Annotated in this window: 20 protein-coding genes; 19 read left to right on the top strand and 1 reads right to left on the bottom strand. The window is 47.1% G+C overall.

The genetic code is table 11. The annotated features are described in order from the left end of the window. Nucleotides 1–389: 389 nt before the first annotated feature. Both rluC and CWC22_RS12895 read left to right on the top strand, forming a co-directional pair. Complete coding sequence (gene rluC / locus CWC22_RS12900) at nucleotides 390–1,352, top strand: 23S rRNA pseudouridine(955/2504/2580) synthase RluC (protein ID WP_125561874.1); 963 nt, start codon at nucleotides 390–392, stop codon at nucleotides 1,350–1,352. Beyond that, nucleotides 1,342–2,010 (top strand): HAD-IA family hydrolase, encoded by a 669-nt coding sequence (locus tag CWC22_RS12895; RefSeq protein WP_138537713.1) that lies wholly within the window; start codon nucleotides 1,342–1,344, stop codon nucleotides 2,008–2,010. The genes rluC and CWC22_RS12895 overlap by 11 nt, the downstream gene beginning before the upstream one ends. On the opposite strand, the gene CWC22_RS12890 is transcribed toward CWC22_RS12895, so the two are convergent. Beyond that, a complete protein-coding gene (locus CWC22_RS12890; protein ID WP_125561870.1) occupies nucleotides 1,972–2,559 on the bottom strand; it encodes a Maf family protein in 588 nt (195 codons plus the stop codon). The two genes, CWC22_RS12895 and CWC22_RS12890, sit on opposite strands and share 39 nt — an antisense overlap. Nucleotides 2,560–2,679: 120 nt before the next feature. Between CWC22_RS12890 and yceD the strand changes: the two genes are divergently transcribed. From yceD to CWC22_RS12805, 17 genes are all read left to right on the top strand, one after another. Beyond that, a complete protein-coding gene (yceD, locus tag CWC22_RS12885; protein WP_138537714.1) occupies nucleotides 2,680–3,204 on the top strand; it encodes a 23S rRNA accumulation protein YceD in 525 nt (174 codons plus the stop codon). An 11-nt stretch (nucleotides 3,205–3,215) separates the two neighbouring features. Beyond that, on the top strand, nucleotides 3,216–3,386 hold the full coding sequence (rpmF, locus tag CWC22_RS12880) for a 50S ribosomal protein L32 (protein WP_010382129.1): 171 nt from the start codon (nucleotides 3,216–3,218) through the stop codon (nucleotides 3,384–3,386). Between the two features lie 11 nt (nucleotides 3,387–3,397). Continuing rightward, nucleotides 3,398–4,441: a phosphate acyltransferase PlsX gene (gene plsX / locus CWC22_RS12875; protein WP_125561866.1), complete on the top strand. Its 1,044-nt coding sequence runs from the start codon at nucleotides 3,398–3,400 to the stop codon at nucleotides 4,439–4,441. Nucleotides 4,442–4,500: 59 nt separating this feature from the next. Then, nucleotides 4,501–5,427 carry an ACP S-malonyltransferase gene (gene fabD / locus CWC22_RS12870; protein WP_138537715.1) on the top strand — a complete coding sequence of 309 codons (927 nt, stop codon included), beginning with the start codon at nucleotides 4,501–4,503 and terminating at the stop codon, nucleotides 5,425–5,427. Between the two features lie 15 nt (nucleotides 5,428–5,442). Further along, nucleotides 5,443–6,189: a 3-oxoacyl-ACP reductase FabG gene (gene fabG / locus CWC22_RS12865; protein WP_138537716.1), complete on the top strand. Its 747-nt coding sequence runs from the start codon at nucleotides 5,443–5,445 to the stop codon at nucleotides 6,187–6,189. A gap of 209 nt (nucleotides 6,190–6,398) precedes the next feature. Further along, entirely contained in the window at nucleotides 6,399–6,635 is a 237-nt protein-coding gene (gene acpP, locus CWC22_RS12860; RefSeq protein ID WP_010374019.1) for an acyl carrier protein, read from the top strand. Nucleotides 6,636–6,718: 83 nt separating this feature from the next. After that, a complete protein-coding gene (gene fabF / locus CWC22_RS12855; protein ID WP_138537717.1) occupies nucleotides 6,719–7,957 on the top strand; it encodes a beta-ketoacyl-ACP synthase II in 1,239 nt (412 codons plus the stop codon). 114 nt (nucleotides 7,958–8,071) lie between these two features. Then, entirely contained in the window at nucleotides 8,072–8,839 is a 768-nt protein-coding gene (gene pabC, locus CWC22_RS12850; protein WP_138537718.1) for an aminodeoxychorismate lyase, read from the top strand. Beyond that, complete coding sequence (mltG, locus tag CWC22_RS12845) at nucleotides 8,839–9,849, top strand: endolytic transglycosylase MltG (RefSeq protein WP_138537804.1); 1,011 nt, start codon at nucleotides 8,839–8,841, stop codon at nucleotides 9,847–9,849. The genes pabC and mltG overlap by 1 nt, the downstream gene beginning before the upstream one ends. A gap of 117 nt (nucleotides 9,850–9,966) precedes the next feature. Next, the gene (locus tag CWC22_RS12840; RefSeq protein WP_138537719.1) at nucleotides 9,967–11,829 is read left to right on the top strand and encodes a DUF885 domain-containing protein; all 1,863 of its coding nucleotides are present in this window, start codon (nucleotides 9,967–9,969) and stop codon (nucleotides 11,827–11,829) included. Nucleotides 11,830–12,072: 243 nt separating this feature from the next. After that, entirely contained in the window at nucleotides 12,073–15,078 is a 3,006-nt protein-coding gene (locus tag CWC22_RS12835; protein ID WP_138537720.1) for a TonB-dependent receptor, read from the top strand. A 57-nt stretch (nucleotides 15,079–15,135) separates the two neighbouring features. Further along, nucleotides 15,136–16,164, top strand: a complete 1,029-nt coding sequence (locus tag CWC22_RS12830; protein WP_138537721.1) for a proline racemase family protein — start codon at nucleotides 15,136–15,138, stop codon at nucleotides 16,162–16,164. Continuing rightward, the gene (locus CWC22_RS12825) at nucleotides 16,161–17,237 is read left to right on the top strand and encodes a M24 family metallopeptidase (RefSeq protein WP_138537722.1); all 1,077 of its coding nucleotides are present in this window, start codon (nucleotides 16,161–16,163) and stop codon (nucleotides 17,235–17,237) included. The genes CWC22_RS12830 and CWC22_RS12825 overlap by 4 nt, the downstream gene beginning before the upstream one ends. Nucleotides 17,238–17,247: 10 nt before the next feature. Beyond that, the gene (locus CWC22_RS12820; protein ID WP_138537723.1) at nucleotides 17,248–18,186 is read left to right on the top strand and encodes an ornithine cyclodeaminase family protein; all 939 of its coding nucleotides are present in this window, start codon (nucleotides 17,248–17,250) and stop codon (nucleotides 18,184–18,186) included. A gap of 40 nt (nucleotides 18,187–18,226) precedes the next feature. Beyond that, on the top strand, nucleotides 18,227–18,436 hold the full coding sequence (locus tag CWC22_RS12815) for a hypothetical protein (RefSeq protein ID WP_125561846.1): 210 nt from the start codon (nucleotides 18,227–18,229) through the stop codon (nucleotides 18,434–18,436). A gap of 86 nt (nucleotides 18,437–18,522) precedes the next feature. Further along, nucleotides 18,523–18,936, top strand: a complete 414-nt coding sequence (locus CWC22_RS12810; protein ID WP_138537724.1) for a hypothetical protein — start codon at nucleotides 18,523–18,525, stop codon at nucleotides 18,934–18,936. Nucleotides 18,937–19,090: 154 nt separating this feature from the next. Then, the gene (locus tag CWC22_RS12805; protein ID WP_138537725.1) at nucleotides 19,091–20,101 is read left to right on the top strand and encodes a substrate-binding domain-containing protein; all 1,011 of its coding nucleotides are present in this window, start codon (nucleotides 19,091–19,093) and stop codon (nucleotides 20,099–20,101) included. Nucleotides 20,102–20,116 lie beyond the last annotated feature (15 nt).

Here is a 20,116-nt window from a genome sequence, read left to right as displayed (position 1 = left end):
AATAACGCTTATGCCACACTGCTTTTAAGTGGCGGGTTACAGAGTGTTTCACTCGGCTTACGGATGTCGCACGGGTCTAAATCTAACCCGACTAATATACACAAGACATTAATAATTATTGCTTTTAATTTCGGTTATTTAGCTGTGTTTAATCAATACAATGAACTATTACACGCTTCATTTAAGATTAAACGCACGTATTTGTCACTGGGTCGGGTCGATAAAGCTATGGAAATCTCAGCTCTAATCTGTATGATCCTCCACCCAAGATGTGCATCACAGCGGCATCAATGCGATAAAAAGCACGCTCGCAAAGATAGGCGGGCCGATTATCCCACTAATACCCGCGTGATAGCAACTAAATTATTACTCAATTCAGTGATTAGGCAATGTCAGAAAAAACCGGCTTAAAGGTAAGTTTTGTAACCATAACGGAAGACCAACTCGGTCAGCGTATAGATAACTTTTTGCTTACCCATCTTAAAGGGGTACCGAAAAGCGCAATCTACAAAATTCTTCGCAAAGGGGAGGTCAGGGTTAACAAAAAGCGGGTTAAGCCAGTTTACAAACTACAACTGAATGATGAAGTACGCATTCCACCGGTTAAAGTGGCGGAAAAGTCCGAGTTCGTACCAAAGAACCTGGACAAGGTCGCGGGGCTTGAAGATGCCATCCTTTATGAGGATAAGTATCTGATAGTTATGAATAAGCCTTCAGGCATGGCGGTTCATGGTGGCAGTGGCTTGAGCTATGGGCTAATAGAGGCCATCCGTGCATTGCGTCCGGATGAAAGAAATCTCGAGTTGGTGCATCGATTAGACCGTGATACCTCTGGTTGTTTGTTGATTTCAAAACGTCGTGCAATTCTAAAAGGGTTGCACGAACAGCTCAGAGAAAAAACCATGGAAAAAAACTACTGGGCATTGGTCTGTGGAGAGTGGTCTGCAAAACATAAAAATGTCACCGAACCGCTGCGGAAAAATACGCTGCAATCTGGCGAGCGCGTGGTACGTGTGGACCATGAAGAAGGCAAAGCCTCTCATACCCGATTTCGCGTGCTAGAGCGTTTTGAAGGCGCAACACTGGTCCAGGCGTCACCGGTAACGGGTCGTACTCACCAAATTCGGGTGCACACGCAATGTAAAGGCCACCCAATTGCCTGTGATGATAAGTATGGTGATCAGGTGTTTGACAGTAAAATGCGCCAATTAGGCCTGGGTCGGTTATTCCTGCATGCTCGGGAGCTGAGGTTTATTCACCCTAAACACGAAACCACACTGCACGTTGAGGCACCGTTGGACAAAGCTCTGGAGCATTGCCTGAAAACTCTGAGAGGCAATAATGGCGCGTAAATTGGTCATTTTTGATTGGGATGGCACAGTAATGGACACTGTGCCTAAAATTGTTAATACCTTACATAAGGTTGCACAATACCATGCACTGCCTCCTATTTCGGATGATGCAGCCAAATCCATCATTGGCTTGTCGCTCGAAACGGCTGTGGCAACTTTGTTTCCCGAACAAAAAGAAAAAGCCGCCGAGCTAGCAAAGAGCTATAAAAGACTATATAAGGAAGACACAACACCCATTGCCGTGTTTGAAGGGGTCGAAGCATTGTTGGCTAGTTTGAAAGCACAAGGTGTTTTGCTTGCAGTTGCAACCGGGAAAAGCCGGGTAGGGTTAAACAACTTGTTGGCACATAGTGGCCTGGGTCACTATTTTTGCCTGACTAAAACAGCTGATGATGCAAAGTCAAAACCCGACCCTGAGATGTTGCAGCAGATCCTAACCGAGCTTGCGGTAAATGCCTGTGATGCAATCATGGTGGGTGACACTGGCATTGATATGCAACTTGCCACCAATGCAAACGTATCCGCAGTCGCAGTGACATTTGGTGCAGCCAGTGAAGCGCAATTAAGAGAGTATGCACCACTGGCCTTGTGCCATAGTTATGCGCAGTTGAGTGAGTTTTTATTGTCCGAGTACGTCGACGCCGAACTCAGCCAGTGATTTAGTCAGCTCAATCAGGGGAAGACCAATCAGGGTATTGGGATCTTCTCCTTCAAGTTTATCAAATAGGCAAATACCCAGCCCTTCACTTTTAAAACTGCCCGCACAATTGAGTGGTTGCTCTTTGGCAACATAGTGTTTGATCTGTGCCTCGCTTAGCGTCCGAAAGTGGACTTTAAATGGTACGACTTTCGTGATGACTCGCTGTGTTTCTAGCTGATAGACAGACAGCCCGGTCAGAAAAGTCACAACCTGACCACTGAATTGTTGAAGCTGCTTGTGGGCATTTTCGACGGTGTGAGGCTTACCAAGGATTTGGTCATTAAATAGAGCGACCTGATCTGAGCCGATCACCAATCCACTGCTATAATACTGGTGCGCTGTTTGCGCTTTGGCTTCACTTAATCGGGCAACCAGTTCGGCAGGTGTTTCTTTTGGATGTGCCGATTCATCAATGTCAGGCGAAAAACTGTCAAATTGCAGGCATAATTTTGCCAAAATTTGCTGCCTAAATGGTGAGCTGGAGGCTAAGATTAGTGGTGATTTCATAAGTACCGGGACCGCGTTGGAGAAAATTTCCTATAGGATAATCGCAACGTGGCTAAAAACAATATGAAAGTTTAATTTTGCTTTGACTAAAGCAGTAACTATCTATATGATGCAGCCCCTATGCAAAAGGTGAAAATTCCCATCACCATTGATCCTTGCAAAGCGGCACAGCGCCGGGCCAGTTATGACGGTGTTATAACGCTTGAAGAACTTTCTCGTTTGCAGCAAGTTGTGCAAGATCAAGTAGGTGAAATAGCGGTAACTATTCGTTGCGAAACAGACCAGCAAGGTTTGGTTGTAGTGCGTGGAAGCGTACAAGCCAAAGTCACAGTGTTGTGTCAACGTTGCAACGATAAACTAGGGTTGGATTTGGAACAAGACTTTGCGTATTCGCCAGTCGGATTAGGTGCAGAGTCGGACGAACTTCCTGAGTGCTATGATGTTGTGGAGTTGGATGAAGAAGGTGAAATTAATCTCCGGCAAATTGTCGAAGATGAATTGATACTGGCGATCCCCATCGTTCCTAAGCATGAAGAAGGATCTTGTTCTTTTTCTGATAAGCCAGTTAGCTTTGGTGACATAGAAGAACAAGAGAGCAAACCAAATCCATTTGAAATTTTAAAACAACTTAAGAAAGATTCTTAGGAGATAGGCTAATGGCGGTACAAAAAAGTAAAGTGTCACGTTCACGTCGTGGCATGCGTCGTTCACACGATGCTATTAACGGTCCTACACTAACTGTAGATCAAGTTTCTGGTGAGACTCACCGTCGTCACCACGTAACTGCTGACGGTTACTACAAAGGCGAAAAAGTAATTTCTAAGTAAGAGATTGCTTTATGCACGCTGATCTAACCATAGCGTTAGATATGATGGGGGGCGATTACGGCCCCCGTTCATCAATACCCGCCGCAATCGAAGCGGTAGAAAAACACCCCCGTTTGATACTGTTGCTATGTGGCAACCGTACCGTTCTTGAAAGTGCACTGGAAAAAGCCAATGCGCTGTCTCATCCTCGTCTAATTGTTAAACATTGCGATGAAGTCGTCACCAATACATGCGAGCCTGCTCAGGCGCTGCGAAATAAACGCAATTCTTCTATGCGCGTTGCACTTGATCTAGTAAAAGCCGGGCAAGCACAAGCCTGCGTTAGCTCGGGTAACACAGGCGCATTGCTCAGTATGGCCCATTATGTATTGAAAATGCTGCCGGGCATCAAACGGCCAGCCCTTATCACGTCCGTACCAACAGAAAAGAAACAACCCGTATACTTGTTAGATTTAGGTGCTAATGTGCAATGTGATCCTGAGACTTTATTGCAGTTCTCTATTATGGGATCCATTGTAGCGGGCGCAGCGCTTAAGATTGACAGGCCCAAAGTACATTTGCTCAACATTGGACTGGAAGACATCAAAGGGCATGATGGTATCAAACAAGCTGCTAAATTAATGCAGGACTGTCCAGTGATTAATTATCAGGGTTATTGTGAGGGCAGTGATATATTTTCGGGCAAGTCAGACGTCATTGTCTGTGAAGGGTTCGTTGGCAATGTTGCGTTGAAAACCTGTGAAGGGATCGCCAAACTTATCATGTTTAAGTTTACAAAAGCGTTGAAAAAGCATCTTTTTTACCGTTGTTTGGCGTTTTTACTTAGACCCGTCATAAAAAAACTGTATAAACGTGTGAACCCCGACCAGTATAATGGCGCAAGTCTGGTAGGATTGCGCGGTATTGTAGTGAAAAGTCACGGAAATGCGTCGAAGAAGGCATTTATGGCTGCTATCGAAGAAGCGGCCAGAGAGATCGACAGACGTATTCCAGATAAGATCCAGGCGACCTTTGAAGAAATGGCGCCGATTGAAGAGACATCTGCCAGATCCTAGTTTCATCCAAATAGTGTTGCTTAGGAAACGGCAGGATATAGAAATCAAAAGAGCACACTATGTCACAAAAGATTGCTTTACTATTCCCAGGCCAGGGCTCTCAGAGCGTTGGTATGCTGGCGGAATTACTAGAAACCTCCCAAGTTGTTCAGGATACGTTTGCAGAAGCTTCTGCTGCGCTGGGATACGACTTAGTTAAATTGGTATTAGATGGCCCTGAAAGCGAATTAAACGAAACACACCGCACTCAGCCAGCATTGCTGACTGCCAGTGTCGCGATTTTCCGTCAATGGCAGACTGAGCAGGTCGACGCTGAGCTGGTATTGGCAGGCCACAGTCTGGGTGAATATTCAGCGTTGGTATGTGCAGGTGTGCTTGATCTGGCCACGGCTGTTAAGTTGGTAGAGAAACGCGGCCTGTACATGCAACAGGCAGTGCCGGCGGGCACAGGGTCTATGGCGGCAATTATAGGCCTGGACGATGATGTCATTGCGACAATCTGTGAAGAGCAGGCTGAACAGCAAGTGGTAGCTCCGGTTAATTACAATTCACCGGGTCAGGTGGTCATTGCAGGCCATAAAGAAGCGGTTGAGCGAGCATCTGCAGCTTGTAAAGAAGCCGGAGCTAAACGCGCCTTACCATTGGCTGTGAGTGTACCTTCTCACTGTGCACTGATGAAGCCAGCGGCACAGCAACTGGCAGCAGATTTAGCAGAGATTGAATTCGCCGCGCCGGTTTTCCCTGTCATCAATAATGTTGATGTTGCGCAGCAGCAAAGTGGTGAAGCAATTAAAGATGCACTTGTTCGTCAGTTATACAGCCCGGTTCGTTGGACCGAAACTGTTCAGCAATTGGCGAAAGAGGGGATCACACAGGCTTACGAATTTGGTCCGGGTAAAGTACTAACTGGGCTGGCCAAGCGAATTGATAAATCTGTAGCGTGCAGCGCCGTCAATGATGCGGCTGCAATCACGTCTGCAAAATAAATGACGGAATTATATATGACAAACCTATTTGATTTGACAGGTAAAGTTGTACTTGTCACGGGCGCAAGCCGAGGCATTGGTAAAGCAATCGCTAACGCGATGGTAGCACAAGGTGCAAAAGTAGCTGGTACTGCAACTAGTGAGTCTGGTGCAGATAAAATTTCTGAGTATTTGGGTGACAATGGTAAAGGGTACAAATTAAATGTAACCGACGCAGACTCAATTGAAGCAACACTGCTGGCGATTAAGCAAGACCTAGGTGATGTAGACGTGCTGGTAAACAATGCTGGTATTACCCGTGATAACCTGTTGATGCGCATGAAAGAGCAAGAATGGGATGACATTCTTGATACCAACCTGAGCTCAATTTTCCGTTTGTCTAAGGCTGTTTTGCGTCCTATGATGAAGAAAAAATCAGGTCGTATCATCAATATTGGCTCAGTAGTTGGCACTATGGGTAACGCTGGTCAGACAAACTATGCTGCTGCCAAAGCGGGCGTTATTGGGTTCTCGAAGTCGATGGCTCGTGAAGTTGCATCACGCGGTATTACTGTGAATGTGATCGCACCTGGTTTTATCCAAACTGACATGACTGATGAGCTAACTGACGAGCAAAAAGCGGCAACGCTCGCGAACGTGCCGGCAGGACGTCTTGGTAAGCCAGAAGAGATCGCAGCAGCGGCAGTTTACCTCGCATCAGATGCTGGAGCCTATGTTTCTGGTGAAACTTTGCACGTAAACGGCGCTATGTACATGGTGTAACAATTGTCAGCGAGATTGAAGTTTTTGTGATCTTGCGGCAATCTTACTTGAAATTGCTATTAAAATAGGCGATAAAAGTAAAAAATATTTAGTAACAGGTTTGACCAGAAAAAAAAGTCATGGTCAATCCTTGAATCACAGTATGATGCGCCGTAAACTACGCCGCAATCTGAAATTAACGCGATAGCGTTTAAATAAAGGAAAGAAGAATGAGCGACATCCAAGAACGCGTAAAAAAAATCATCGTTGAGCAACTAGGTGTTAAAGAAGAAGAAGTAAAATCAGAAGCGTCTTTCGTAGACGATCTGGGTGCTGATTCTCTTGACACTGTTGAGCTGGTAATGGCTCTTGAAGAAGAGTTCGATACTGAGATCCCTGACGAAGAAGCTGAGAAAATCACTACTGTTCAGGCAGCGATCGACTACGTTACTGCTCACGCTGAGTAATTAACGGTTTAAATTAGGGCAGCGTTCGCTGCCCTGATTCTTTGTACCCCCCATCATTTCGAAAATCCCTTTTGGAGGAAACCGTGGCTAAACGTCGAGTCGTAGTAACTGGCTTAGGTATGTTGACGCCGTTAGGTAATGACGTTGAGTCAACCTGGCAGGGCTTGTTAGAAGGCCGAAGTGGTATTCGCAATATCACACACTTTGACACTACTCAGTTCGGTACTAAATTTGCGGGTCTGGTCAATGATTTTGACGAGACTCAATTCATGTCAAAGAAAGACGCCAAGAAAATGGACTTGTTCATTCAGTACGGCATTGCTGCGGGCGTACAGGCGCTTAAAGATTCCGGATTGGAAATCACAGAAGACAATGCCAATCGTGTTGGTGTTGCTGTGGGTTCTGGGATCGGGGGCCTGACACTGATTGAAGAAAACCATGTTAAGTTGCTTAACAGTGGTCCACGAAAACTGTCTCCATTTTACGTACCTTCGACCATTATCAATATGATATCGGGTCATTTGTCGATTATGCATGGTCTGAGAGGTCCTAATATCTCTATCGTTACGGCATGTACTACAGGTTTGCATAATATTGGCCATGCGGCACGCATGATTGCCTATGGTGATGCAGATGCTATGGTAGCCGGTGGTGCCGAGAAAGCATCAACGCCAATTGGCATGGGTGGTTTTAGTGCGGCCCGAGCCCTGTCAACACGTAATGATGACCCTCAAGCTGCGTCTCGTCCTTGGGATAAAGATCGTGACGGTTTTGTGCTGGCTGACGGTGCAGGTGTGATTGTACTGGAAGAGTATGAGCATGCTAAGGCGCGTGGCGCTAAGATTTATGCTGAACTTGTTGGTTTTGGTATGAGTGGTGATGCATACCACATGACATCGCCGCCTGAAGACGGTGCTGGTGCTGCATTGGCGATGGAAAATGCCTTACAAGATGCGGGTGTCAATGCCCAGCAAGTTGGCTACATCAATGCTCATGGCACGTCTACATCGGCGGGTGACAAAGCAGAAACCTCAGCGGTTAAGTCTGTTTTCGGTGATGCTGCAAAAGAGGTGATGGTAAGCTCGTCTAAATCAATGATGGGCCACTTATTGGGGGCTGCAGGCTCTGTTGAGTCTATTATTAGTATTTTGTCACTACAGCACCAAAAAGTGACACCGACTATCAACCTGGATAATCCAGACGAAGGGTGTGACTTAGATTATGTGCCACATACAGCACGTGATGCTAAGTTGGACTATGCGCTATGTAACTCATTTGGGTTCGGCGGAACAAATGGCTCTTTGCTATTCAAGAAAGTCTGATAGTTGATCAATCATAAAAGCCCGGCAGTGCCGGGTTTTTTTATGCCTTTTTGACGCTGTCTCAGCCATGAATATGATAAAGTTAGGCTAATATTGCAGAGGTGGTAAAGCGTAATGCAGCAGGTAAACAGCCGGGATCGGGGATTGAATTATGGTGATGGCTTTTTTACAACAGTCCGAGTGTGTGAAGGCAAGCTGGATAGGTGGGAAGGACACTTACAGCGCCTTAAGCAATGTGCAAGTGCACTGTACTTTCCTGTGCTTGACCTGAATACGTTGTCAGAACATTGTGAAATCGCTGCCAGGGAGATAAATGATGGTGTGCTTAAGGTAGTGATCACCCGAGGTGAGGGCGGCAGAGGCTATGGATTACCCGATGAGCCGCAGTTAACTACTTTATTATCTTCATCGGCTTATCCAGCCCATTATGAAAACTGGCGTGAAAAGGGTGTGAGTCTTGCCCTATCTGATGTGCGTCTGGGCCACCAACCTCTGTTAGCCGGATTAAAAACGCTGAATCGCCTTGAGCAGGTGCTGATTAAACAAAATGCCGCCACCAAACAAGCTGATGATGTTCTGGTCATGGATCTTCAGGGCGAAGTGATTGAAAGCTCTGCCGCTAATATTCTGATCTGTAAAGATAAACGCTGGTATACCCCGGACTTGTCTCATTGTGGTATACAGGGCGTTTTTCTCTCGAGCCTGCAAATGTACAACCCCATAGAAACGGCCTCGATGGACTTAGCTTTTGTCTATGCCGCTGATGCCGTTTATCTATGTAACAGCCTGATGGGCCTTGTGCCAGTGCGTCAGATAGATCACCTGCAATTTAGTCTGAGTAAAGCACAAGCATTGGCCTCGGAGCTTGTTGTTAAAGCATGATGAAAAAACTGATATTATTTTTTTTGCTTGGGTCGGTTGTTCTTATGCTGGCAGCCACACAGTATATATCGCAGCTTAGCAATGCGCCCCTGTTGAGTAATACGCGCTATTTTGAGGTTAAACGGGGTGACACCTTTGTGGCAATTTGCCAGCGTTGGCAACAAGCGCACTGGATTGAGCGCTGTCTGCCTTATCAAGTGTATGGGAAAATGTTTCCTGAGCGGGTTAACGTTAAGGCTGGTGTCTACGAATTACAAGGCCTGAGTGTGCTTGACGCGCTGTCAAAGTTAACCACAGGCGCACAGGCCGACTTTATGTTTACAATCATAGAAGGGCAAACCTTTAAGCAGGTATTGGCAAATCTCAAAGCAGCACCATTTATCGATTTTGACTTGAACGAAACGGATCTGGCCCGGCACTTTTGGGGTGAGATAGAGGAGGTTTTTGGTGCCGCAGATTTTCACCCGGAAGGCTGGCTGTATCCCGAAACCTATCATTATCATGCCTACAATAAAGCATCTACTTTGCTCAAACACGCCAGTGAACGTATGCAAACACAGCTGACCTTGGCCTGGCAACAACGAGCGCAGGATCTGCCTATCAATTCTGCCTATGAAGCATTGATCCTGGCGTCCATTATTGAGAAAGAAACGGGTAAAGCACAGGAGCGACCAGTGATTGCGTCTGTTTTTGTAAACCGATTGAACCGTAAAATGCGATTGCAAACTGATCCAACAGTGATATATGGCCTGGGAGATAGCTTTGACGGAGATATTAAGCGTCGTCACTTACGTGAATATACGCCATATAATACATACAGAATTAAAGGCTTACCTCCAACGCCTATCGCAATGCCGTCATTTGATGCCATTAAAGCGGCAACTCAGCCCGCACAGACCGACTATCTTTACTTTGTGTCCAAAGGTGATGGCAGTCACTATTTCTCAAAGTCATTAAAAGAGCATAACCAGGCGGTGAAGCGCTACATCTTGAATAAACAAAATGGCTAAGTGGTTGAAAATAAGTGAGAGCTTTAAACTCTGGTCTCAAGCGGCTGTATATTGTAGACAAATATGGTATACCAGCATCATAACACTACACGCAGAATAAAAACTGGAGCTCTGTAAATGAATAAGTTGAACGCGCTCACGCTCGCCGTAGCGATCGCTTTGTCGGGTTGTGCTCAGGATAGCCGGGTCAATCAGACTGATGCTGCGGCCTCTACTGCTGCATCATTGTCACGTACCGATATCGACAAGCAAGTTAATGCATATACGCAAACTTTTATTAATCATCAGCCTGCACTGGCCACTTCGTTAAAGTTGCCCGCAGAGCAATACGGTAGTTACGCCGACAGGTTACCTGACTATTCAGCATCTGGTATGCAGGCACTGCAAATCGATATGAATAACGCCGCGGAAAAATTAAAGCAACTACAATCACACAAAATGAGCGAAGATGATCGCCTGCACCTGCGTGTGAACGAAGTACTGGCGCGTTACTATGCTGGTGACGCACAATTTAGTGGTGGTTATATCGACACTTGGGGCGGGCATCTACCTTATATCGTTAACCAGCTTTCCGGACCTCTGGTGGATATTCCTAACCTACTTAAAGATCAACACAGCGTTGAAAACCTGCAGGATGCACAAAACTACCTAAGCAGGCTAGAAGCGTTTGCAACACTTACAGAGCAGGTTCGAGGCAAGTTAGCAGGTGATGCTGAAAAGGGCATTATTCTACCCAAAGTATTGTTTCCGAATACCTTTGGTTATCTGAATAACTTTATCGCGCATGCAAGTGATAAGCACCCGCTGGTCACTTCGTTCGAGCAGAAATTGTCAGTGCTGACATCGGTGTCTGCCGAGCAACGTACTCAGCTTGTCACAAAGGCGACTGCGCTGGTAAATGAGCAGATTTATCCTGCTTATCGCCGTGTGATTGCTGATCTGGAAGTACTGCAAGAAAAAGCACCTGAGAAAGTCGGGATTTGGGCTCAACCTGGTGGTGAAGCTTTCTACCAGCATGAAATTACGTATCTGGCTGACTCAGACCTCAGCGCGCAGCAGATCCATGATATTGGTCTTGCCGAAGTAAAACGGATCACAGAGCGGATGGATCAGATCCTGCGCGAAAATGGCTATACGACAGGTTCCGTGGGTGATCGTATGAAGCAGCTCAACGATGAGCCTCGCTTTCTGTACGAAGACAGTGATGCAGGCAGAGAAGCCTTGTTAACCTTTTTACGCGGTGAAATTGAGACCATCAATAAAAAAGCGCCGCAGTATTTCTCGACGTTACCACCCCAAGAAGTCGAGGTGCGTCGTATACCCAAAGAAGTTGAAGCCGGTGCACCAGGTGGCTACTACAGCGCCCCTTCTTTGGATGGCAGCCGTCCGGGGGTGTTTGCCATCAACCTCAAAGATATGAAGGCAGTGCCCAGCTTTGGTATGAAAACGCTGACCTATCACGAGGCGGTACCTGGTCACCACTTCCAGATTGCCCTGAACATGCTGCAAACAGACATAGGTCTGATGCGTCAGAACGCTTCATTTAATGGTTATATCGAGGGCTGGGCTCTGTATTCTGAACTCGTCGCGTATGAAATGGGCATGTATGAAGGCGATCCGTTCGGTGACCTGGGTCGCTTGCAGGCCGAAGCCTATCGCGCTGCGCGCCTGGTGGTTGATACGGGTCTGCACTATAAAAAGTGGACGCGTCAGCAGGCGATAGAGTACTTTGCAGAGGCAACGGGCTCGGCAATGAGCGATGTAACATCGGCCATTGACCGCTATATTGCTTGGCCAGGACAGGCGCTTGGTTACAAACTGGGTATGATCAAACTCGTTGAATTGCGTGATAAAGCACGCAAGGCGCTGGGTGATAAGTTTGATGTCAAAGCCTTCCATGATGTCATTTTGCTTAAGGGCGCAAGGCCACTGGCCATTGTAGAAGATGATGTTGACCGCTGGGTGGCATCACAAAGTTAAAGAAAAGGTGGCGCAGCCACCTTTTTTTATCCCTTCATTCAGCCTGAATAGGTTAATCCTAATTTCACTTCTGTTTTTTAATTCCGGCTACTCCATCGTATTACTTCTTTGCTTTTGATCGTTACTTTCATTGCTGATAGTACAATAAATGAATAAAAAATATTGTATACAATATAAATTCATTGTAGGGTGAATAGGTCTGATACAGACAAATCATCAATGGGAACTCAACAGGAATTAGAAATGCGTAACAATAAAAAGAATACGCAGGCGATCCGTCATACTCTGGCTGCGAGTGCTATAGCGCTCGCGTTAGGGAGCGCGGTGCCTGTGCATGCAGCGGACGGAAATAGTCTGGTTAGAGGTAATATTGTCAGTGGGCAGGGCAGTGAGCTTAACGAAGTCGAACTGGTGTTTACACATAAAGCGAAGGGATTGACCTTCAGCACAACAACCAACGCTCAGGGCGAATATATTCTGCGTAACCTGCCTGTTGGTCAGTATCAGGTAACGATTAGCAAAGATGGCTTTGAGTCGGTCATGGAAGAGCTGGTTCAGGTAAACATCGGTCAGTCAGTGCTATTGGATGCACAACTTTATCGTGTGGGTGCCACAGATATTGAGCGTATCGCTGTGTCGGGTACCGCCATTCGTCGGGTTGATATGGCTTCATCAACCGCGGGTGTCACTTACACAGATGAAGAAATCAAAGCCATGCCCGTTAATACTGGTTTTGAAAGTATTGCAATGCTGGCTCCTGGCACTGCAGAACCCGGAGGTTCAGACTTTAAAGGTGCATCTAGCTTTGGCGGCTCTTCGTCTGCTGAAAATGGCTATTATTTTAATGGTTTGAATGTCACCAGTATTCGCACCGGTTTGGGGTCTATTCGTTTGCCCTGGGAAGCAATTGCGCAAACTCAGGTTAAAACAGGGGGTGTCAGCCCTGAATTTGGAGGCGCACTCGGTGGGATTGTGAATGCAGTTTCTAAATCCGGTGATAACGATTTCAAATTGGGTGTCGAAATGCGCTATGACCCGAATAGTCTGCGAGATCAGCATGACTCTATTTACCAGAGTAATGGTGTTGTGGGTTATGACACCAATACCCAGCAGTCAGACGAATCCTTTAAGGAAATTCAGGTGTGGACCAGCGGCGCGTTGATTGAAGACTCGTTGTTCTTTTATGGATTACTTGCGCCACGCAGAGAAAACCATACCTGGGCAAGACAAACAGTCTACAGCGACCGTGACCGAGAAGAAGATCGCTGGTTTGCTAAGTTAGATTGGTTTATCAGTGAAGACCACTCTGTGGGCTTTTCAGCGATGAACAACAAACGGACTTGGGATACCACATCCTATGGATATGACTGGGAAACCAATGTAATAGGAGAGCAACGTGGTGTTGCTGCCCCCGGCGAAGACGGCGGCAAAGTATACAGTCTTAATTACAACGGTTATATCAATGACTTTTTCTCAGTCTCTGCGGTATTGGGTCGGGTATCGGAAAATGTCGAAAATGTAGTGGCATCCACAGAGCCTGGTGTGTGGGATGAGCGCGATGGCTTTGTCACGGTGTCGTCTCATACCGCGAGCAGTGTCACAGAAGAAGAGTTTGTGCGCGACCAGTTTAAACTTGACTTTACCTGGGATCTTGAAATGCACTCTGTGTCATTTGGTCTGGATTACAGCAAGATTACGGTTGACTATTATGAAGGTCAAAATGGCTTAGGTGAGGCACAGGGGTGGTGGACTATCTTAACCGCGTCAGAAGACGATATTTCTGGTGCGCCACAAGGCACGGATTACATTGAGCGCCGGGTGCGCACCAGAGAAGTGGATTCTGATTCAACTGCATTGGCATTCTATGTAAATGATAGCTGGCAGGCGACGGATAATCTGGTACTGAATTTGGGCTTCAGATACAGCGAATTTGAAAACACGGTCTCCGATGGGCGTGCTTTCGTTGATATGAAAGATCAGTTTGCACCCCGGTTGCAGGCTATTTATGACTTACATGGTGATGGTAGCGCAAAAATCTTTGCAACTTATGGTCGTTATTTTCAGCCCGTCTCGGTCAATATGAACGTAACACAGGGGTCTTCTTCCATTGAATGGTTTGAGTATTATGCATTGGACGAAGTGGATGCCAATGGGCAACCTGTACTGGGGGCAGATGGCTCTCCAAGCCGAGGTGCACAGTTGCGTGATCGTTACTGGCGTCAACGCGGTATTACGGAACCCGGATTGATTGCATCATCAAGCCTAAAGCCCATGTACTCAGATGAATTCACTTTGGGCTACCAGCAAGAAGTGTTCGGCGATATGGCGCTTGGTATTCGTGCAATCTATAGGGATTTGGGACGTAGCGTAGAAGATACTGATGTGGGTCCGGTGCTAGCTAAAAAGTTGGCTGAAATGGGAATTACAGACAATGTTGGGCAAAGTTCCTACTATGTGCTGAATAACCCGGGCGAAGCCATTACCATGAGTTACGACTTTGACGGCGATGGCCAGGTTGATGAAATTAGCCTGAGCGCAGAGGAGCTGGCGTTACAACAAGCTAAGCGTAAGTATCTGGCGCTGGAGTTTACGCTTGAAGGTAGCATCACAGATCGTTTGAGGATCAACTCATCTTATACCTGGTCACATAGCTATGGGAACACCGAGGGATTGGTCAAAACCGACAATAACCAGGCGGATCCAGGTTGGACAACGTCTTATGATTATGCCGATTTAATGGATAATGGTTACGGCAATTTGCCTAATGATCACCGCCATGCGTTTAAATTTGCCGGTGCGTATGAACTGACTGACGAGTTGACACTGGGTATGGTTGCTCGTGCCATTTCAGGTCGCCCGACCAATTATTTATCCCTGCATCCCCGAAATGTTGATAGCTGTAAGAACGGCAGCCCCTGGGATGCGTGTGTGAGCCGTGATTACGGTCATGTTAGTCATTATGATGAGAACGGCAACGCGGCGCCGCGAGGCAGCATTGACACCTTACCTTGGTTGACCAACATCGATTTATCCATGACTTACAACACTGAAATTTCAGGTCATGATTTGATGCTCAAAGCCACAGTATACAACCTGCTGAATAACGATGCTGCGTTGGACATCACTGAAACGAGAACACGAAATAGCTCAGTAGAAGGTCAGGAACTGGAACTCAATCCAGATTATGGTCTGGTGACCCGCCGTCAGGAGGAGCGCTACATTTCCCTGGTTGCTCGTTTTACTTTTTGATCGTTTGTTTCCCTGGTCAGTCGGGCTTCGTGCCCGGCTTTTCTTTATGGAGAAGTGATGAAACTAGATTTTAGACGGTGTCAGATGCCACAACACTGGACACGAGTAACAGCATTGGATATGCACACGGCTGGCGAACCGCTGCGTATTATTACCTCAGGTTTGCCTGAGCCGAAAGGGAATAACATGGTCGACAAACGCTTGTATTGCCTGACGCACTATGAAGACATGCGCAAAATGCTGATGTTTGAGCCACGCGGACATGCAGATATGTATGGTGCGTTGCTGACTGAACCGCAGCGTACAGACAGCGCCTTTGGTGTCTTGTTTATGCACAATGAGGGGTATTCCACCATGTGTGGTCATGCGGTGATTGCACTGACTGAGCTGGTAAGAACCCAGAGCTCAGAGGCAATGGGTGAGCAACAGTTGAAGATGGATACGCCTGCGGGGCAGATCTGCGCGTTTTATTCTGGTGACAAAAAACAGGTGGGATTTTACAACGTCTCGTCTTTCGTTTGTCAGCTGAATGTGCCGGTAACACTGGCCGGAATGCGCACTGTGTACTGTGATATTGCATTTGGTGGTGCGTATTATGCGTATGTCGACGCCGATCAACTCGATCTGGCTCTGAGCCTGCAAAATAGCGAAGAGATCATTTGTCTGGGCAGGAAAATAAAACGCGCATTAGCAGGCAAGGTTCAACTTGAACACCCTGAAGACGTGTCGTTGGGTTTCTTATATGGCGTTGTGTTCTATTCCAATTCACAGGTGAGCGGAGCGCATTGCCATAGCCGTCATGTGTGCATTTTTGCCGATGGCTCGCTGGATCGCAGCCCCACAGGCACAGGTGTAAGCGGCAGAGCCGCATTGCTGGCTGCGCGGGGAGCGCTTGGCAGGGACGAGACTATCCATATTGAAGGGATCCTGGCATCCGGATTTGATGTCAGTATCGATGCGGTTTGTCAGTATGGTGATCGGGATGCGGTGCGACCAAAAGTAACAGGCGAGGCGTATGTCACCGCGGAACATACATTTTGGCTGGATCCCGGCGATCCAATTCAACAAGGGTTTATTCTACGATGAATCAGTATCTACAACGACAAACTCAAATACGCAATTTGCTGAAGTCATCCGGGCACCAGGGCATGGTGGTATTCGGCTACGAAAATATCCGTTACTTGTGCGGGTTTAGCGGGCATGCAGCAACGTTGTTGATCAGCCATGAGCAATGCCAGCTGATCACAGATTACCGCTACTATGAGCGTGCGCAGGCTGAAGCGCAGCAGGCCGAAGTCATATTGAGACACAGAGACACTGAAAGCCTGGGTCAGTCCCTGAGTCGCTTATCCGCAGAGCTTAAGGCGCTGGCATTTGATGCTGCACACATTGATGTAGGTCAGTGGCAAGAGGTTAGCCGCGAGCTTTCTGGTCGTGTATTAACACCCTGCACAGGTTTTGTTGAGCAATTACGACAAGTGAAAACTGACCAGGAAATTTCCTACATTCGTCAGGCCGCTCAAATCGCTGATCAGGCACTGGCGGACACCTTGCTACTCGTTAAAGAAGGGATCAGTGAGCGCGACTTGGCCCTGGAGCTGGATTATCGTATGCAAAAATTGGGGTCTGAGGGGGTTTCTTTTGACACTATTCTCTTATTTGGCCCTCGCAGCGCTTTGCCTCATGGCAACCCCTCGACACAGAAGCTTCAACATGGTGATTTGATCCTGATAGATTTTGGGGCTGTTGTTGGCGGCTATCGTTCTGATATGACACGCACGTATGTTTACGGTAAACCAAGCGCGGAGCAACGCAGCATATTTGATACGGTGCAAAGTGCCCAGCAGGCAGCATTGGCTAGAGCATGTGCAGGTGAAGATTGTCAGGCTCTCAATGCGGCTGCGCATGCGGTCATGATGAACAGTGATTTTGCTCAGTATGCAGGAGAAGGGCTGGGACATGGTCTCGGACTTTTTCTGCATGAACAGCCCTTCATCAAACCGGGTGTTGATTACCGCCTGGAACCAGGCAATGTGATCACCATTGAGCCCGGGATTTATATTCCGGACGTTGGTGGCGTACGACTGGAAGAAGATATTGTGATCACGCACTCTGGCTATGAGTTGTTGACGCATGCCCCACAAGATTTTGAGTTATAAAGGAAGCACTATGAAAATGATAGAGCGAGCGCAGGTGCAACAGGCGCTGAGTTTTCCCACTTTGATTGCTGCGCTGCAGCGGGGGTTTGCTAGTACGCATACTATGCCCAGGCGCAGCGTCTTCGAGCTGGACGCTCAGGCCACTAATCATGACGCATTTGCTGTGTTGCCAGCATGGAATGACGCAGTGATAGGTGTTAAGGCTTTTACCTACTTCCCGGGTAATGAAGCACATGGCAAAGCCAGTTTGTATTCAAAAATAATGCTGTTTGGTCGTGAGCATGGTGAACCTTTGGCGCTGGTGGATGGCACTCAGGTGACGTTATGGCGCACGGCTGCTGTTTCTGCACTTGCGGCGTCTTATTTGGCCAGACAAAACGCCAGGCACCTGGTGATGTTTGGTGCTGGGAATCTGGCTCCTTATATGGTGCGTGCCCATCTGGCGGTGAGAAATTACGAGAAAGTGACGCTGGTTGCCCGTAACCCGGACAAAGGAGCAACTCTGAAAGCGACTCTGACACAGGCCTTTCCTGAGGTTAACTTTGTGCTCGGCCAGAGTAATGCTGGGCTAATAGGTTCAGCAGATGTAATTTGTACTGCGACGGGCTGTCACACTCCGCTGTTTGACGGGCGTTGGTTGAGTCCGGGGACGCATATAGATCTGATTGGTAATCATCATAAAGATGCACGAGAGATTGATACCGCGACATTGCTTGCCAGCCGGGTATATGTTGACAGTAAAACCAATGTTCTGAATGAGGCTGGTGAGTTGCTTATCCCAATTGCGGAAGGGGTGTTTAGTGCAGATCAGGTAGCAGGAGAGCTGGCCGACATGGCTCGGAAAAACTGTTTTCTGAGGTTTAATGACAGTGAAATTACGCTGTTTAAGTCAGTTGGTACAGCGCTCAGTGATTTGCTGGCCGCGAAACTGGTGCTGGAGCTAAGCTGAGGTGTGGAAATTTACAAGGAGGAATAAACAACGTTGTCGTATGTGTCCAATCATTGAGCTGGTGGTTGTCAATGATAAACGATTGCTTAATCCGCTGATTTGCCATCAGGCGCATATACTGGTGACCTATCAATACGGTGGACAATCAATGAGCGATACCTTGCTGTATGATCCGATTTTGGTTGAACGATTTAAGTCAGGCCAGCAATGTCAGGTGTTGGCTGACAATCATGGTATTGTGCTGGTTTAACACTTTCAAACACTCTCTCACTGAAAGGTACGCAAAGACTTTATACACTTTACCCGAATAAAATAAACACAGTCAGGGTAAAGATTATGAAAAACTGGATCGCATTCTCTTTGGTCGCCGTATTCGCAAGCGGCTGCGCGCATCACAATAACGTCCGTCCTTCTGCGGATGGTAAGCACTATGTGAACTTGACCGCAGAAACCAGAGAGGTGGCAGGTAAGGAAGCACTGGAACAGGCAAACCATTATTGCGATGAGCAAGAGCGTGGTCACGCTTATATACAAAATGAGGATATTACCTACATGGGGTCAATGCCTGAGCAGGAATATTTGCAAAAGCGTAATATCGCAACAGCAGTGGAAGCAGCCGGCACGGCGATGTGGATTTTGGGTGAAAATGCCGTTGATGATGTGGGTGCAGCTATGAGCATTGGCGGTGGTATTGCAGAAGATTCAATGGGCGAACCTTATCAAATCACGTTAGCATTCAGCTGCAAGTAACACCATGTCAGAGATAAAAGCGGGCCTTTGATACTCAGATCTTACTCTGATTTATCACCCGCTCAGGAGCTGGCTGGATTCCAAAGGTTGTTGTTTTTTAGAGCGATTTGGTTAAACTATTAACAGGTCGTTAGTTACTGCACCAGGCATTGGCATGCTCATCCGGATTGCTCCGTTTTCACTTCTGTTGATTATCTTGTTGTGCTGGCAAGGTCTGGTCTATGCTGCCACCGAAGTGCAGGAGCCTGTCAATATCGCCGTTGTGGGCAAGACTAAAAATGACAGCTTTTATCAGCAATCTCATAAAGGCTGCCAGCGCTTTGCCCGGGACCACCCAAATGTGCATTGCATTTACGATGGTGCGGATGATTATCAGGACGTCAGAACGCAAGTGTTGATCGTCAAAGAGCTGATCCGAAAGGGCATTGACGGATTACTTATTTCAACCACGGATTCTCAATTCCTTGTCGATGGCGCACTCAAATTGGCAGCAAAACATGCCATCCCCGTTATCACTTTTGACTCCGATCTGCTTTCGGAGCATGCAGCCTACCGACTCGCGTATGTAGGTACCAATAATTTTGACTTCGGTAAAGCGCTGGGTGAAGAAGCAAAGCGTTTTAAAGTCGAACCACAGCAGTATATATGTCTGCAATCAGGACACCAGACGACACCAAACCTGAACCAACGCATTGCGGGGGTGCGCTATGCATTGTCCGGTCAAAGCACGAAAAGACTGTCGGGTGAAAATGGGTGGGTTGAACACTATCGCTGTCCGTTGTTTACGTTTGGCAGACGGGCTGATGCATTGGATCAGCTTGTTACTATGATGAAATATCCCGATCCCCCTATTTTTCTTGCTGTTGCCGGGTTTGCGCAGTTTAACCCTGATTACATCACTCGCATGGCACAGTTCAAATCTCTTATTGCTGATGGGAAGCGGGTAATTATTTCTGCTGATACTGAAAATAGTCAGCTGAAGGCGCTGCAAAGAGGGTTATCAGTGACGAACATTGGACAAAAACCCTTTGAAATGGGGCGTCTCGGTGCTGAGCTTTTACATCAATTTATTACGCAGGGCAGGGAACCTGCTCAATCTCACTATTTTTTGGATTTTCATTATTGCAATAAGGGGAATTCGGAAACTTGTACGACCAACCATTGATATTTGCCTTAGTGG

Source organism: Pseudoalteromonas rubra (assembly GCF_005886805.2).
Lineage (GTDB): Bacteria > Pseudomonadota > Gammaproteobacteria > Enterobacterales > Alteromonadaceae > Pseudoalteromonas > Pseudoalteromonas rubra_D.
This window is presented reverse-complemented; position numbering and strand designations above follow the sequence as displayed.

Coding starts and splice junctions, on each gene's coding strand:
- CWC22_RS12805 (WP_138537725.1), top strand. CDS start 19,091: ATGCTCATCCGGATTGCTCCGTTTTCACTTCTGTTGATTATCTTGTTG.
- acpP (WP_010374019.1), top strand. CDS start 6,399: ATGAGCGACATCCAAGAACGCGTAAAAAAAATCATCGTTGAGCAACTA.
- CWC22_RS12890 (WP_125561870.1), bottom strand. CDS start 2,559: ATGAAATCACCACTAATCTTAGCCTCCAGCTCACCATTTAGGCAGCAA.
- CWC22_RS12820 (WP_138537723.1), top strand. CDS start 17,248: ATGAAAATGATAGAGCGAGCGCAGGTGCAACAGGCGCTGAGTTTTCCC.
- rluC (WP_125561874.1), top strand. CDS start 390: ATGTCAGAAAAAACCGGCTTAAAGGTAAGTTTTGTAACCATAACGGAA.
- yceD (WP_138537714.1), top strand. CDS start 2,680: ATGCAAAAGGTGAAAATTCCCATCACCATTGATCCTTGCAAAGCGGCA.
- CWC22_RS12840 (WP_138537719.1), top strand. CDS start 9,967: ATGAATAAGTTGAACGCGCTCACGCTCGCCGTAGCGATCGCTTTGTCG.
- CWC22_RS12815 (WP_125561846.1), top strand. CDS start 18,227: ATGTGTCCAATCATTGAGCTGGTGGTTGTCAATGATAAACGATTGCTT.
- CWC22_RS12810 (WP_138537724.1), top strand. CDS start 18,523: ATGAAAAACTGGATCGCATTCTCTTTGGTCGCCGTATTCGCAAGCGGC.
- mltG (WP_138537804.1), top strand. CDS start 8,839: ATGAAAAAACTGATATTATTTTTTTTGCTTGGGTCGGTTGTTCTTATG.
- fabG (WP_138537716.1), top strand. CDS start 5,443: ATGACAAACCTATTTGATTTGACAGGTAAAGTTGTACTTGTCACGGGC.
- CWC22_RS12895 (WP_138537713.1), top strand. CDS start 1,342: ATGGCGCGTAAATTGGTCATTTTTGATTGGGATGGCACAGTAATGGAC.
- pabC (WP_138537718.1), top strand. CDS start 8,072: ATGCAGCAGGTAAACAGCCGGGATCGGGGATTGAATTATGGTGATGGC.
- plsX (WP_125561866.1), top strand. CDS start 3,398: ATGCACGCTGATCTAACCATAGCGTTAGATATGATGGGGGGCGATTAC.
- rpmF (WP_010382129.1), top strand. CDS start 3,216: ATGGCGGTACAAAAAAGTAAAGTGTCACGTTCACGTCGTGGCATGCGT.
- fabD (WP_138537715.1), top strand. CDS start 4,501: ATGTCACAAAAGATTGCTTTACTATTCCCAGGCCAGGGCTCTCAGAGC.
- CWC22_RS12835 (WP_138537720.1), top strand. CDS start 12,073: ATGCGTAACAATAAAAAGAATACGCAGGCGATCCGTCATACTCTGGCT.
- CWC22_RS12825 (WP_138537722.1), top strand. CDS start 16,161: ATGAATCAGTATCTACAACGACAAACTCAAATACGCAATTTGCTGAAG.
- CWC22_RS12830 (WP_138537721.1), top strand. CDS start 15,136: ATGAAACTAGATTTTAGACGGTGTCAGATGCCACAACACTGGACACGA.